Here is a 16589-nt window from a genome sequence, read left to right on the forward strand (position 1 = left end):
CAATAAATATGAAAACAAAAGCTGAAAAAATTAAAATTGACTATAAGGGTAATAAGGTTACAGCCTGTAAACTGACGGTAACTTCTGAAATTCCAATAGATATTGATACAGCCAGGAGTAAAATTCAAACAAGCGCCTTACTAAATTTTGTTGCAAATGGCAAAGTCAAGTTTAAACCGACGGGAGGACAGTTTCCTGAAATATGGAAAGAAGGTCATACAGTTTCAACACACATGTTAATTTACAGGTTTTTACCATTTGGAGGGCTTCATTTTCTTTATTTTGAGAAAATTGATCAAGCGAATTTCATATTACAGACAAGAGAATGGGATAACGCCACAAAAGTATGGAACCACAAAATAACACTAAAAAAGATCACTGATAAGTCAATTATTTATGAGGATGAAATTATTATTTATGGTGGTGTACTCACTTCATTTATAACAAGGTGGGCAAAATCATTTTATAAATACAGACAAAAAAGATGGCAATTGGTAGCGAAAGATCCATTTCTAGTAAAATAGTAGCAAACCATACAGTAAGGAAATACTAAGAATAATAGTAAATACATACTTATTATGAAATTAAATACGATAATGCCAGGTAAATTAATTCCTTTTTATAAAAAAGAGTTAGAAGCAGTTAAGGAAAATCTACAACGAGATAATTTACAAAGTGCTTGGTATCATTTAGAGCGAGCACATATTATTGGACAAAAATATCCTTATCAACATACATTTGTACATTGGAAAATGTTACAATTTGGTATTAAAATTAAAAGCTCAAAAGAAGTCATTGGACAAATCCCAAGATTATTGATAGGAGGTGTAAAATCCTTCGTGGGTCATATTCCGGTAGGCAATACAGGAGGTGCTAATGTACCCCCGTTAAAATCAATGGAAATACCAGAAGATTTAAAGAAAATTTTAAATTCAAATTAATAACAATTGTATTATGATACATCAACACAAATATGATGCAAATGGTAAACAGCTTTGTTGCACACTGGAAGAAAAAATTAATGCAAAAACAGATAAAAGCAGCGGATGCTGCCCTGTGGAGGATAAGAGCATCCATGCTGATGATGACGGACATGATCATGACCACGGGCATGATGCTGACCAAAGTACATTTAAAATGTTCCTGCCGGCCATTATTTCCTTTATACTGCTGATTATCGGTATAGGGTTCGATAATTATTTCCAGCAAAACTGGTTTACCGGATATGTCCGTTTAGGGTGGTATATAGCAGCTTACCTTCCTGTGGGACTTCCGGTTTTGAAAGAGGCATTTGAAAGCATTACCAAAGGAGAAGTCTTTTCTGAATTTTTATTGATGTCTATTGCCACTGTTGGTGCTTTTGCCATTGGAGAGTATCCGGAAGGTGTGGCTGTTATGCTTTTCTATACCATTGGGGAAGTATTTCAGACTTTGGCCGTCAGCCGTGCCAAATCCAATATTAAAAGCCTGCTGGACCAGCGCCCTGACGAAGTAAATATCATAAAGGATAACGTTGTACAGACAGTAAAAGCAGCAGATGTTGCCATAGGTGCCGTAATACAGCTGAAATCAGGCGAGAAACTGGGGCTGGATGGGGAATTGCTATCTGATACCGCTTCCTTCAATACCGCTGCCCTTACGGGTGAAAGCAAGCCAGATACCAAGGTAAAAGGCGATACTGTCCTTGCCGGGATGATCAATGGAAACACCATCGCGCAGGTAAAAGTAACTACAGCCTATACTGACAGCAAGCTTTCCAAAATACTGGAGATGGTGCAGAATGCCACAACGCAGAAAGCGCCAACAGAGCTTTTTATTAGGAAATTTGCAAAAATCTATACACCAATAGTGGTTTTCCTGGCTGTTGGTATCTGCTTTCTGCCTTATTTTTTTGTAGAAAATTATGATTTTAACGACTGGCTCTACAGGGCTTTGGTTTTTCTGGTAATATCATGTCCTTGCGCGTTGGTAATCAGTATACCGCTTGGTTATTTCGGTGGTATTGGTGCAGCTAGCAAAAATGGGATATTATTCAAGGGAAGTAATTTTCTGGATAGTATTGCCAATATCCAAAATGTGGTAATGGACAAAACAGGAACTATGACCGAAGGTGTCTTTAAAGTGCAGGACGTTGTGATTTCCGACCAATTTAATAAAGATGAAATTCTTAAAATGGTCAATGCACTCGAAGGCCAGAGTACGCATCCCGTAGCAACGGCCATTCACGATCATGTTGGACAAATCGATCCTTCGATAGTGCTTGAGAAGGTAGAAGAAATTTCGGGACATGGATTAAGGGCTGAAGTTAACGGAAAAGAACTGCATGTAGGTAATTTTAAGCTGATGGATAAATTCGGTATCCAATATGATATTGATCCGAACTCTATTGTCTATACGTTGATTGCCATAGCTTACGATAAAAAGTTTGCCGGTTATTTAACCATTGCTGATACCATAAAAGAAGATGCGCAGCTGACTGTTGACAGGCTAAAAGCAATGGGCGTTAAAACCACCATGCTTAGCGGGGATAAATCCAATGTTGTTCAATTTGTGGCCGATAAGCTTGGCATAGTAAATGCCTTCGGAGATTTGCTTCCTGAGGATAAAGTAAATAAGGTAAATGAAATTAAAGCCAAAAATGAGTCAGTTGCTTTTGTCGGTGATGGTGTAAACGACGCGCCAGTTGTAGCCTTAAGTACTGTTGGTATTGCAATGGGCGGTTTGGGAAGCGATGCCACAATTGAAACTGCCGACGTGGTCATTCAGGATGACAGGCCAAGCAAAATCCCAATGGCTATCAATATAGGAAAACAGACTAGGAAAATTGTCTGGCAGAATATCATATTGGCATTTGCTGTCAAGGCAATTGTCCTTATTCTGGGAGCGGGTGGACTTGCCACAATGTGGGAGGCTGTCTTTGCAGATGTCGGCGTTGCCTTGCTAGCTATACTTAATGCAGTACGGATTCAGAAAATGAAATTCTAATTACAATAAACAGAACAAATATTTGCTGAGGTAAGTCTTGGTATTCATAAACAAAAACCGCACTGCTGTGCGGTTTTTGTTTAATTAGTTTATAGCATTAACTTGCCATTGCCTCACAAGCTTCCGCGCATTTACGGCAGGCTTCCGCGCATTCCTTGCAGTGATCCATGCCCATTGCGCCATGTTTTTCACATTCCTCGGCGCAGGCTCTGCATATTTCTGCGCATTCAGCACATAAGTGGGAGGCATGCTCGCCCCCAATACTCATAAGGTTTGCAGCAGCAAAACAGATCACCGAACATTGCCTATCAAGCTGTATGCATCTTGCAAGCATTTTTATATCGTCTTCATTCAGACATTCCGTTACGCATTTATTACACGCTATACCGCAAGCCAGACAGGCCTCGATACAATTTCTAAATTTCTGGTCCATAATTTTCGTTTTATTGGGTTTATAAAAGTTATTATGTATTATTGAAAGAAAATTAATTGTGTAATACCAATTGGTATTTGTTTGAGTAATCTTTACACGCACGCCTAAAGAAAACCACATATTATAAAGTTAACTTTAATAGAGGCAATGAAATGGTTTGGTTATAATAATAAATTAAATGATTTTAAGTTAACTAAAATAGTCCCAATATTTGACTTCTGTTTATAAAATTTAAAAGAAGTTTTACATTATGCAGACCCACATTTAAAACGATAAAGGATAGTTTGTGTATAATTATTACAGCTATTTGATTCTTACAGTGTGATCATTTTAGGCCTGCCATCGAAATAATTTATTTAAAACAACACCTGAAATAGTTTAGACTTTTTAGGGTTTATAAAAGTTTCGAACCTAAACTTCTTAGAACCTTGTTTTACTGGTTTTCTATTTTTTAAGAGCTTCATGTGCCACGATTCTGCCACAAAACACAAATTAGTCATTAGAATTCAGTGATCAGTTATGAATTTTATCTTATTTGTACCTCAAATTCATTTAGTATTAAATTTCGAAAATTTAAAATATGTAAATGCTTATTTGACGTATTGTAGAATCTCAGTTTCCAGAAATTCCCAAGAAACTTTTGAACTGATATTGTAAAGAGAAAAATGTTTCTGGGCAAAAGGTACTTCTGAGTATGTACGAATAAGGCTTTCTGTTGTTACGTTATGCAGGCTGCATTTTAGAAATAGAAAATGATGGGGATCCTTTAATTCAATAAAGCCAAGGGTGGCACTGTTTTTAGGACAAAGCAGTAAAATTAGCATTCTTTTGAGATAACTGCTAGGATCAGTATTCCATATATCTTCAATGTTAGCGACAAGTATCTCAATTGCATTATCAATTATCAGAGCGCTGAGATAAATTTGATTTTGAGAATTAAAATAATCTAGTAAGATTGTACCATGATGCCTTTGGTGAGCTATTTCCTTGTAGATGCTAATAGCAGATTTCTTGTCATTTGAATATTTTGAGTAATAAAATGTAGTAAAATAGTCTTCATAATACAGTTTGCCTAAAACAGGAAGCAAGGTAAACAAAATGATTCTTATTCTCTGTCTTCTAATGTAAGGGCTGCCCTCGAGCATGGAATAAAATAATGCGTAAGTTTTCTTGGGACTGCGGACAGTCAAAAGACGTTTGCTAATATTTGACAGCACTGAATTTTTCAGGTCTGACTCTTCCATATGGATGTAATATTTAATTAACTTATTTAGGGTAATTTTATTTAAAATCGAGTGAATCAAAATATCAAAAGGGGGATCCATAACGAAACGTTCTTTCTTGGCTGTAATTAACTTTTCAAGCAATTCTATGTGTTTTCTCTGCATATTATTGATTTTAATATGTTGTCCAATTCTGCTATTACTTATTCAAATATTTTATTTCCCCTTCGGGCTTTGGCTTTATAGAAATAAACTCAATATAGTCTGTTTCTGTAAGTTGAATTCTAGTGCCTTCGGCAATTACGTCCAAGCTTACTGGCGGCTCTGGATTGCCATAATGCAGTGTGGTGATATCTACAATAAAGTCTGAAAGGAGCCTGTCGATTTTTTCGTGCATCACATTAATTGTAAGGTAAAATGTATTCTCAAATATTGTTGAGTTTAAAAAATATTTTTCTTTATAGTTGCGAATCGCGGTAAATTGATATCCCAAAGTGGTATCAGTTATTTTTATGATTACTTGCTCATGTCGCTCGCGCTCAATAAAGTTTTGGGTTCCATATTGAATGTGGCTTTTTTTTATTCTTTCTTTCATTAGCGATGAATGGACGAAATCATATTCCAGCGCAAACTTGAAGGTTACTAATTGCAGAAGTTGAAATAGATCAATAAATTCTTGAACCTGAGGAAGAGAATGATCTTTGTGGGTTTTGACAAAATCTATATACTTTTCTTTAGAGCCAAATATTTGGACTGCCGTCTCCGAAATTTTAAGGCTTGTGTTAGAAAAAGACTCGATATCTGTAAGCTGTGCGCACAAAAGCTCTATGTCATTTCGAGACCAGAACTCTATTAACAGCTCATTGGTTTTATCGTTATCAATCAACTTAGATCCCTGATAAACGTTGAATGATCTGAAATTATCTATCTCCCAGAGTACTCTATCATACTTAACTAAATATTTGTCATACAGCTCAGCTGTTTTAGCAATTATATAATCTTCGTCGAGATGCCATAACTCATTGACGGGCTTAATTTGCCAAATTGTACTAATTAAAATAATTCTTGTTTCCTCAGAAACCAGATCGCTGCTGAATAGATTTTCATCAAGCCATTTTCGATACTCCGCGATTCCTATAGTAGTCAGACTATCATAAAGCTCTGCGGCAAATTTTTCTATAAGCTTATAGATATCTATGTCATATTGGTTTTTAAGTGCATTCATCTCGTAGATAATTGTAACATATTCTATAATGCGCTTAAGCTTAGGCTGATCAGCTGTAGAGAAATACCCCAGTCTGCCGATGAGCTGGTCTTCTTTTCCTTGCTGTTTTATTTTAAGCAGTTCTGTCTTAAGTGTTTCCCTTTCTGTTGTAAACAACAATTCAAATTCGGACTGTTTAAGAAAATTTGCAAAGATGCGCTGTTGCATCAGCATTTGAAAGTTATTGGCAAATTTGATGGAGTCCTGACCTTGAGGTATATTTTCATCTCCAAATAGGTAAGCCAAAGTTTTTATAAGCAGTACTTTATCAGATCGCATAATTTTTTCATTACCGATTTTATGCTCCTTTTTATCGTTTAATATTTCATTATAGGCCTGATATTTATCCAGATCCCAAATACTGTTGATTGATTCGTTGGACACAGAATGTAGAACATCTAGCATAAGTTCCTTCTGGTCCTTTTGAACTTGTATGAGGTTGTAAGTTCCTTTGGTTCGGTCAATAGTTAAAAAGTCTCCCCTGTTTTCATTTAACTGTTTTAAGACCTGTGGAAATTTCAGTTTAAAAAAGGTGAAATTTATAAAATCTTTTAGGTTCAGATATGCAAAGTCTTCCTGAAAAAGAGAAATGTCATACTTAATTTGATTTACAACCCTTTTCACGTCCCTGAAATTTTTCACGTAATCCCCGAAGAGTAAATTGGGGTCACTTAATGCTACCTTTAATCTGGGCTCTAAATCCAAAGGGCGAGGGCTGAATTCGCGAAGCATTTCAGTTGTAAAATACTGTTTTAGGACGCTGTTGTCAATTTCGGGAAGATATATTTCAAGCTGGAAGAACTTATCGACAAACTTGGTATCGAGAATATTTCCTTTTTCGGCCAGACGTTTTATAACATACTGCTTGTCCATGGCCAGTACAAAAAAAGTATTGGTAAAGTTTGCGGTATTACGAATAAGCTTTAGGGTCTGCAGAATCTCTTTCTGGTTCAGACGGTCCAGATCATCAATGAAAACAATAATTTTTTTGTGTGTTTCCACCAACATCTTATTGATGTTCTCATAGAGTTCGCAGGCAGAAGACTGAGAGAAATTTGTGATGTGATTCTCCAAAAAATTACTCAGGCTCTTGTTCTGGTAGAGGTCAGTCAATTTTTGAGAGTAGTCAACTATTTGGTTAGAGAGCCTTCCGTTATAAGGTGACAGGGCATTGCTGAGCAAGGTAAAGAACTCGTTTATGATTTCATTCTCATTGTGATTTAGATAGGGCAGAAAATGAATCGGGATTATTTCATTTTTTTGAAATTGTTTTGAGCTTTCAATTGCAGATTTAGTCATCTGGATGACGCTGGATTTACCATTTCCCCATGAGCCGATCAGTCCAATAGATATTGATTTTGGATGTTTATCGCTTAGTAATATATCAGTTAATTTTCCAACAGTGGGAGAAAAGTCAACGAGGTCCTCACCCTGGGTCGAAATAGGATCATCTCCTATCAAAAAATTCTTTACCACGGTCTGCTTCCTGCGTCGTTTTAAATACCAGCCAATAGCATTAAAGGCAAAGTAAAAAAGCACAAGTGCCAGTGCCAGTTCAATATATTGGACAGAAAAATTAGAGTTGGCAACGGCTAAATGCAGGTTCCAGTTTAGCCCATTGCCATTGAAGCGGTAGTATAAAAGTAAAAGAAATGACAACGAAAAAAAAATATACTCGGCCGCGGTGGGAACGTATTTGTCTGCTATTAATTTTATAGATAAAAATCCTGTTGACCATAAAAAGGCAATTATTATAATCAATTGTAGATACCACTCATTAGTGGTGGGGTTGGACATTAAAAATGTTTCTATAAATAAGCTAATATACTTTTCGAAATAGAGGAAGGTAAAAATAAGCACAGCAACAGGTACAAAAAAGCTGGTTTTTTGAAAAAAAAGGCGTAGAAATCTTCCCATAGTCGTTATGTTGATATTTGTAGAATTAAACTTTTATGTAAATATACAATTACTTCTTAACTAAAAAATTCTTACTTAAATAGTTCCATTTTTCATATTTGCTCCACAAAGGCAGAATGAAAAACACATCAAAAACGAAGCGTATGAATAACATTGTAAATGGCTTTATATTCAAGCCATTTTAGACCTGACAAAATTGCCATCTCAAATTTGTGCAAATCTTGCCGCAAGCGAAGTTTTTTTATTGGTCTCAGATTCGGGTTTAAAACCCTGCAATTTATTGCAGTACTTTTGTTTGGATAATAAGCTGATAGGTTAGCATTATTAAAATATTGGCTGAAGAAATCTTTGCACGAACGAGCAAGCTTGCCAATAAGCTTACACAATTTTATAAAAAAAACAGGAATTTTCCAAATTTATCATTTTAGCAGAATGGGTTTCCAGAAGTTAAGATACTGTTTCGCTTTATCGTTGTCGAGTTTTTGTTTTCAACTGGAGAATTTTATTAAATAAAAAATCGCTTTAAACAAAAGTCTGTTTTTTTTAATTTAAAATTTTTAACTAGTCTTCTTGATTAACAGAATGGAAAATCATTAAACAAGAATATTATAAGATTTTAGACGGGCAGGAACCCCATTTGGACTGTCAGTCTTTGTCTGGCATTATACTTCGCCTAGAGGTAAAAGTTAGTATATTTGAAATAACTAAATAACCAATTTATTAAGCAATTATGGCAGATTACGACTTAACGGTATTTTCTCCAGACGAATTTGAGGAATTCAGCAGAGATCTGCTTCAGGAAAAATTCAAGATTTTTATAGAATCTTTCAAAACTGGTAAGGACGGGGGAATTGATTTAAGGTTTGGCCTCGATAAATCAAAAAAAGTTATTGTTCAGGCCAAGCGGTATAAGAATTACACCAGCTTGTTGACCAATCTTAAAAAAGAGGTTTCTAAAGTTCAGAAGCTGAATCCTTCAAGGTATATAATCAGCACTACGGCTGGCTTGTCACCTCACAATAAAGATGCTATAAAGAAACTATTTGCTCCATACATAGAATCTACCGAAGATATTTTGGGAAGAGATGATCTATTGAACCTGCTGTCCCAAAGCAGCAAAGTAGAGGAGAAATATTTTAAATTATGGATCACCAGCACCACAATTCTGAACAAGGTCCTTCACAGTAAAATATATAACCAGTCTAATTTTGAGCTCGATGAGATAAAAAGACAGGCAAGGATCTATGTTCAGAATCCAAGTTTTTATAAAGCCGGGAAAATATTAGACCAGCACCGCTATATCATCATATCAGGGATTCCCGGAATCGGAAAAACAACTCTTTCGAGGATGCTTACACTTTCTCTGCTTTCTAAAGGATATGAGGAATTCATTTATTTGAGTGATAATATAGACGACGGCTATTCCTATTTCAAGGAAGAGCGCAAACAGATATTCCTTTTTGATGATTTTCTGGGGAAAAATTTTTTTGATGCCGTCACGCTTCAAAAGAATGACGATAAGATTGTCAAATTCATAAATAAGATTAAAAATTCACCAGATAAGGTTCTAATACTTGCAACGCGCGAATATATTCTGAATCAAGCTAAAGAAGTTTACGAAGCCTTTAAAATACATGACATAGAGATTGCGAAATGCACGCTTGATTTATCAAGCTATACAAAAATCAGCAAAGCAAAAATACTCTACAACCATCTGTTTCATGGAGAAATTTCGGATGAACATCTCGAAAATCTACTTCAAGGGAAGAAATATCAAAAATTGATTGACCACCCGAATTACAGTCCGAGAATTATCGAAGCATTTATCGGACAGCAAATATGGAAAAGATGTGAGCCTAAAGATTTTTTTGAAGTATTAAAAGGATTATTCGATTTTCCTGACAGCGTCTGGATGAACAGTTTTGAGACTTCACTCGATAAATTCTCGCAATATGTCCTTTTGGTTTTAGCGACTCTTGGCACGCCTGTATTGCTCAGTGATCTCGAAGTAGCTGTAAAGGAATTTTTCAAAAATAACAGCCAAAAGCTTTTGACCCATTACGACTCCATAAAATTCCTTAAGTCAATACGGGAGCTCGAAAATACATTTATAAGAACCCAAAGGGATAATAAGGGCGTTCTTGCAGTGGAGTACCAGAACCCATCAATATACGATTTTCTGGTCAAATATCTGGCGGATAAAAAATCCATAATTGAAGATCTGATTGGTTCATTCAAATTCACCGATCAGTTTCATACCATTTTTTCAGGCAGGGTATTTGTTGGACGCATCACGCTCACGGAAGATTTAGTTGAGGTGTTAGCCGAGAGACTTGAATACCTGGAGAAATCTCTCGTAACTTGCAAGCTACATAAATATACTTCAAGATATGAATTTGCCCTTGAAAAGCCTAAGGCTGCCAGTTATATGTTTCTGAATTACCTGTATTCCAATTATTCATCAGATGGAAGGGTTTCGGAATTTGTTTACAGGCAGTTTGGAAAAAGGATACTGTATGAACTGGCATCGGATCGGCTGGATTATGTTGAGCTGATGGAGGAGCTGGATCTCGAAAGGTTCACTTTTGATGAGGAAAAGGTGATCGATGCATTCTTCTGCTACAGCGAAAATTTGGATGATCTTGAAGTCTTTACCCGCTTCCAGGAAATTTTACCAGAAGCATATAATGAATATGTAATTGACGGTCATTTCATAGGTATTGCGGAGGATGCCATTTACAAGGGGCTTGAGCATCTTACTCCTGATGAAATATATGAATTTAGGAACCGACTGGATAACATTAAGGAAACTTTTCCTTATCTGGATACCGAAAGACAATATGAAGAACTGACTAGGCGGGAATCCGAATATGAAGATTACATCGATCATCAGATTGACATGGCGCAGGAAGACCGGTATTTTCATAGCCATGATGAAGACAACCGTTCAGAGGACAGTATAATAAGCGATATTTTCGGTAGTCTGAGAGACTAATTATAGGAGTTGGAGTATATGTTGTTTTTGTTAACTTTCGGTTTATTCAGAATTTTACGGCGAATTGAAAACCACGTTGAAGAGAAAACATCTTAATTTATAATATATTCGAACCTAAACTCGTCAGCACCTTATTTTGTTGACTTTCTAGTTTTCAAAAACACCGTGTGCCAAGATTTTGCCACAAATCTCTGATTGCTAAATATTATAACAGTTTTTGATTAGTAATATTATAACAGTTTTTGATGTAGTAATGTTTCGAACTTAGGTCTATAAGTGACAGTTTTATAGTGTTTTGAACTGTCTCGTAAAAAAAGTGCACCGATTCTGCACCCAGAATCTAGTTGATCCATTTGAATATTTTATTATCCCAAATATCGTCCTCTAAAAGTTTCGAACCTAAACTTCTTAGACCTTGATTTTGCTGAGCTTCTAGTTTTCAAAAACTCCATGCGCCAGGATTCTACCACAAAACTTAGACTGGTGAATCTTTAAAAACCGCCTTAACTTTTTGTGGCAAAAAAGGTATCACTTCCATCTTTAATTGCTGTGATTTAGGATCTAAACTCATAGCGTTATTTTGATCGATGAATTATTAGAAGCGAATTTTTGGATACATAGAGATTTGCTGCAAAAAAAAAGAAGTTTCGGCTTTGAACCATAAAATCATTTAAGAGTTTGACATTAAAGTTGTTATATAAATTCAGGCTAATTTTCTCTCCACTTTTTGTTAGAAATCCATGATTAAATAGTTATTTAAATTGGTAAGATGATTTTACATTCCATGAATTCTTATATTTGACTGTGGCAGATGGGAGAGAACCATTGTTGGTCTTAATAATGAATTATATAAATAAGTAGAAATGAATTATAAGGTTTTCTTTGCATTCCAGATGGATGTAGAAGATAAATTCGGAAAAGGATTTATTCAATCTGCAATTGAGATTGCAATTGCCAAATTCAGGTCAGAAGGAACAAATGTATCATTAGATTTTGGTTTTAGAAAAACTCCTGGTACTCCATTGTTAATTGATGAAATGTTAAGGAAAAGTAATGAATCAGATATGGTTATTGTCGATTTAACATATACATCTGCAAAAGAATTTTTAGCTGCTGAAATAATTGGTGAAGATGCAGATTCTACTTCTATCAGAATACCAAAAGGAGATCGTAAACTTTCTCCAAACCCAAATGTTCTTTTAGAAACCGGCTATGCTTGGGCCAAAAAGGGAACTTACAGAACTTTAGCTGTAATGAATGAGGCATATGGAAGCCCTAGTGATTTGCCTGTTGATTTAAAAGGGTTTCGTTGGGGAATTACATATAATTTAAATGAATCAAATAATGAAAACAGAAAAGCTGTTAGAGCTGAGTTAGCTAAAGATTTTTATGATGCAATAAAAGCAGCAATTCATTCAGAGAGTGACTATCAAAGAGATAAATGGAAGCCACTAAGATTACACAAAGATTGGTCGCCGAAAGATTATCAGACAGTTTATTTACCAACTTCGAATATCAAAGAAAAAATTAAACAGCTTAGAATTGACTTAGAAAGAACAGATCGACCTCAAAGAATTGTCGGCCCTAAAAATTCTGGTAAAACAAGATTAGCATATGAGCTATATAGAGAAATTGACAGCTCACTTCCTAAAGTTGATAATTTAGAGAAGATTTTATATTATGATATTGATGGAAGTGATTATAGATCGATTGAAAACAAATTATTGGATCTTCAAACACTTAATCAGCGAAAAATTGTCATACTTGATAATTGTCCTTTAAAAATCCATAAAAAAGTTTTTAATGAATATTTCTATGATTCGCATATAAGCTTATTAACAATCAGTAATGATGAAGACGGTGAGGGAGCAAGCCATTTCGTTGATCAAGATTTTGCCAATGAAATAATTGAAAAAATATCAAATGAGAATGGGAATCCTAGAAATACAAACTTCATTATTGAGAATGCTAAAGGGAATTTAAGGAATGCGCTTGCTATGATTGGAAAAATACCAGAAGGGTCCGAGGGGTTTTCAACTGATTATAACGAAAAATGGAATCAGCTTTTAGGTGCAGATTTAGGTGAACCCGAAGTATTAAATCTGTTAGAGGAGCTTTCTCTTTTTACGCATGTGGGGTATTATGACAGCTTCCAGCCGCAGTCTGAATTTTTATTGTCTCAAACGGGGATTGCCACAAGGGAAGATCTCGAACTTATTATCAATAAGTTAGAAGAAATAGGTATTGTTAAAATTGCTGGAGACTTTATTGTTTTAGAGGTCTTTGTTGAAGAATTAGCTTTTAACAGACTTGAGAAATTGGCAAACGAAGATGTAGAACAGTTTTTTACAAAAATCACCGAAATTGGTTTGTCAAAACAATTCAGTAAAAGATTAATCGAGCTGAACAAATTAAAAGGAGCACATCATTTAATAGAAATTCTGTCAGTAGAAGGTGGCTTACTGACTAAATATGAATTTGTTAACTCCGATCAAGGTGCAAGGATAATAATGGGGCTTGCTGAATTGGAACCAGATAAAATTTTAAATGCTTTAGAATCATTTTTAAATACGAAATCAAACGAAGAACTTATAGAAATAAAGGAGGGCAGGCGTTATCTGGTTTGGGCATTGGAAAGATTAGTATTCAGAAAGCAAACTTTTAATGGTGCTGCAAAACTACTTTATAGATTGGCAGTAGCTGAAAATGAGAACATAGGGAATAATGCTAAATCGCAATTTATTCAATTGTTTCAATGTGTTTTACCGGCTACAGAAGCAACTTTAGATGATAGAATTGAACTTTTAAACGAATTAATTCAGAGTGAAAATGGCAGTTTTAATATAATTAATGCTGCATTAGATCGAGGTCTAATGGTGCATGGGTTTACCAGAATGGGAGGTGCTGACTTACAGGCTGGAGAAAAGCTGCAGGATTACAATCCTACTGGTGCGGAAATATTTAAGTATTGGGAAGATATAATTAATTATGTAATTCAGTTAGAAAGTTATGATGTATTAGTAAACAGACTCAATTCGCAGATATTTAGTGGAAACCAGAAAGCTATGGTGGATGCTGTTGAAAAAATGTTAGAGAAAAAATCTGAAATTGATAAAAATCTTCGCCAGCAGTTTGATTATATTTTAAGTGAAAAGAGAGAATTGCCTAAAGATATTTTTGACAAAATTCAAGAATTACTAAATAAGTACACCAAAAATACCATTCGTGAGAAATTGGAATTTATGGTAGCACTCGCTCCTTATTCTACCTATAAAGGCAAGGATGGGAATATTATTAATCGATCGGAAGTAAAGGCTAATGAATTTGCTAATGAATTTGCTGATTTAAAGGACAAAAGCTGGATGAATGACTTGGATGTCCTTCTTCAAGACGAACAGCGTTTAACTTTTGGTTTTGCAAAAAACATTGCAAATAATAATCCGGATTACAGTGAATTAATTGAAACTGCAATTCAGAAATTAGAGCAGATTCCTTTTGAAAAACAGAATATTAGTTTTATTGAGGGATACTTGTCGGGTATTTTAAATCAAGATTTCATAAGAGATACAATTAGCAGGTTTTTAAAAAATGATAAAGTAAATTATCATAGCATTAAATTGACAAGATATTTACTATTGGAAATTAATGACCTGGAAATTCTATATCCATTAATCGAGAAAAATCCAAACTATGCAATATCACTACAATATTTAAGTATAAAAACTTTATCAGAAGATGAAATTTTAAATTTCATTGAATGGTTAAAAAATATCGAACCGTATGGCTGGTGGGTAGCTATTGATTTATGTGAATTTAATTTTAAAAAAGAATTGGATCTTACGGATAAAGTTTTAAACCTTTTTTCAAAATTGCTTCAAAGGGAAGGTGTTTTAAAAGGAGAAGGAACATACAATGCATTCTCAATGCGTCAATATGTTGAGCTTTTAAGAAAACTAGAAGCAAAAGGTTTAGATGATTCGACAGTTCAATTTCTTGCTAATGAAGTTATAAGTGCAACAAAAGAATTATCCTTAAAACATGAAAATAGCATAGAAGATATTTTAGAAATTATTCTCAAGGATTATTGGAATATTTCATGGCCTATTATTGCGCTTGAAATGCAGCGAAATGACTTTTATGGTTGGTACAATCTTAAAAAGTTATTAAAGGCATATCATAATTTTGAGGAAAGCAAATTACTTGATTGGATGGATCAATATCCATTTGAATCACCGCAAAAAATTATCCAATTCATACAATTTTCCGTCAAAAATCAAGACGAAGAAGTTTGGTCAGCACTTGCAATGGAAATGTTCAATAGATTTGCCGAAAATGACGTTTTTTTACAGAACCTAAGTAGTGTGCTTCACAGCTATTTTTGGTCAGGATCACTAGTTCCTTTATTCGAATCTAGAATAAATTTATTGGAGCAGCTTTTAAATCATCCACAAGTTAAAATTCAAGAATTCGCTAAAGAAAATATAATTGATTTTGAAGAAAAGATCGAAAGAGAAAAACGTAAGGATGAAAATTACGGATTAGAATAAAAAATAATATTCGTTCCGTTTTATATGGAATCCGGCTCTTTTAGTCTGTACCGGGATAAAATTCCAAAGTAAATGTTGGATTCCAACCTTTGAATTGAAATAGGCTAGGGAGTGACCATGCAAAACGTTCGGATCTTTTATTAACACTAGATATTTCAATTGTATGCATTGCAGCTCTTGCGTTATCTAGTTGAAGAATTTCTTCAATCATTTAATTGCGGTTTTGATTCTAAAGCTTTTGCGGTTGAGTGATGTAGATAATACATTGGGTAAATTGTTTTTTCAGGGAAATCAGATAAATTTATTGGCATATTTTATATTTTTGGTTTTATTAAATATATGAAAATTCTTAAATTATCATTTGAATCTCTATTATTACTTCTCATTTTAAATATTATTTTGCTGAGAAAAAGATGTTTTTAAATTTCTGTTTTCACTATGTGCAAAGTAGATTGTATTTTTTCAGGCTTTCCATCTTTTATGGTTTTAACTTAGAATTCAATATAGCTTTACATCAAAAAAAATCTTTGACAATGCAGCTTTAAAATCGGTAACATCATCAAGATATAATATTCTCAGATCTTTAATAGCTCTGGAACATGCTACATATAAAAGGTTTTTTGTCTGCTCAAATTCTTCATTATCTTCCTCTGTGCCATTTTGTACTGCCATGAAAAAATTTTTGAAATACATTTTATTTTTTCCAAAAGCATTACCCATTAGTATTAAAACATTATCGAATTCAAGTCCTTTTGTCCCATGATAAGTGTGATAGACTATTTCAGTTTCGTTGTCCCTTTGAATATATTTATACCATAATTCAAATTCATTAAGATTAATGTTTAAGAAATTTTCAATAGATTTTGCGGTCTCAGCAATATCTTCTTCTTTTAAGTTGGGATAAAGTATTTCGGACAGGTAGCTTTCTATAGATTTATATGGGAAGCCTTCAAAATCAAATAATTGATTTATTAATTCTTTATATTTTTTGTTTTCAGTAGAGGTGTAGATGCTAGTGATTGATTCTAATAATTCATTTAAGGTATTACCCTTAATTTTTTTTAATGAAGCAATAAAAACCCTTAAAAGTCCTATATCTGGAAAAAACGGTCAACTTGACCACGCTTTTTCAATATAAAGTGACCACCGATTTCGGGTCAAGCTGACCACCCCTTTTCAATTTAAACTGACCACCTTGTTTCGGTTCAAATTGACCACCAAACAC

10 protein-coding genes are annotated in these 16589 nt (G+C 34.3%); 5 read left to right on the forward strand and 5 right to left on the reverse strand.

Annotated features, from left to right (window positions below; translation table 11 throughout):
* The first annotated feature begins 8 nt into the window (after positions 1–8).
* Genes FLV_RS19430 through FLV_RS19440 form a run of 3 tightly spaced genes read left to right on the forward strand, consistent with a single transcriptional unit; the run spans position 9 to position 2985 of the window.
* Positions 9–524, forward strand: coding sequence for a hypothetical protein (locus FLV_RS19430; RefSeq protein ID WP_243236417.1), 516 nt, complete (start codon positions 9–11; stop codon positions 522–524).
* 54 nt (positions 525–578) lie between these two features.
* On the forward strand, positions 579–941 hold the full coding sequence (locus FLV_RS19435) for a DUF3703 domain-containing protein (RefSeq protein WP_243236418.1): 363 nt from the start codon (positions 579–581) through the stop codon (positions 939–941).
* A 13-nt stretch (positions 942–954) separates the two neighbouring features.
* Positions 955–2985: a heavy metal translocating P-type ATPase gene (locus FLV_RS19440; RefSeq protein ID WP_243236419.1), complete on the forward strand. Its 2031-nt coding sequence runs from the start codon at positions 955–957 to the stop codon at positions 2983–2985.
* Between the two features lie 97 nt (positions 2986–3082).
* Here the strand turns inward: FLV_RS19440 and FLV_RS20025 are convergent, their stop codons facing one another.
* The 3 genes from FLV_RS20025 to FLV_RS19455 all read right to left on the reverse strand — a co-directional run bounded on the left by FLV_RS20025 (position 3083) and on the right by FLV_RS19455 (position 7822).
* The gene (locus FLV_RS20025; protein WP_317235683.1) at positions 3083–3538 is read right to left on the reverse strand and encodes a four-helix bundle copper-binding protein; all 456 of its coding nucleotides are present in this window, start codon (positions 3536–3538) and stop codon (positions 3083–3085) included.
* Positions 3539–4008: 470 nt separating this feature from the next.
* Positions 4009–4806: a hypothetical protein gene (locus FLV_RS19450; protein WP_243236420.1), complete on the reverse strand. Its 798-nt coding sequence runs from the start codon at positions 4804–4806 to the stop codon at positions 4009–4011.
* 34 nt (positions 4807–4840) lie between these two features.
* Positions 4841–7822: a P-loop NTPase fold protein gene (locus tag FLV_RS19455; RefSeq protein ID WP_243236421.1), complete on the reverse strand. Its 2982-nt coding sequence runs from the start codon at positions 7820–7822 to the stop codon at positions 4841–4843.
* A gap of 730 nt (positions 7823–8552) precedes the next feature.
* Here FLV_RS19455 and FLV_RS19460 point away from each other — a divergent pair.
* Together FLV_RS19460 and FLV_RS19465 are read left to right on the forward strand one after the other, a co-directional pair.
* Positions 8553–10817 (forward strand): restriction endonuclease, encoded by a 2265-nt coding sequence (locus tag FLV_RS19460; RefSeq protein WP_243236422.1) that lies wholly within the window; start codon positions 8553–8555, stop codon positions 10815–10817.
* 863 nt (positions 10818–11680) lie between these two features.
* Entirely contained in the window at positions 11681–15364 is a 3684-nt protein-coding gene (locus tag FLV_RS19465) for a hypothetical protein (protein ID WP_243236423.1), read from the forward strand.
* A 40-nt stretch (positions 15365–15404) separates the two neighbouring features.
* Here FLV_RS19465 and FLV_RS19470 read toward each other — a convergent pair whose 3' ends face one another.
* Together FLV_RS19470 and FLV_RS19475 are read right to left on the reverse strand one after the other, a co-directional pair.
* Positions 15405–15575, reverse strand: a complete 171-nt coding sequence (locus FLV_RS19470; RefSeq protein ID WP_243236424.1) for a hypothetical protein — start codon at positions 15573–15575, stop codon at positions 15405–15407.
* Positions 15576–15862: 287 nt separating this feature from the next.
* On the reverse strand, positions 15863–16459 hold the full coding sequence (locus FLV_RS19475; RefSeq protein WP_317235684.1) for a 3'-5' exonuclease: 597 nt from the start codon (positions 16457–16459) through the stop codon (positions 15863–15865).
* Between the last annotated feature and the right edge of the window lie 130 nt (positions 16460–16589).

It is taken from the genome of Flavobacterium pectinovorum, assembly GCF_022802975.1.
Lineage (GTDB): Bacteria > Bacteroidota > Bacteroidia > Flavobacteriales > Flavobacteriaceae > Flavobacterium > Flavobacterium pectinovorum_B.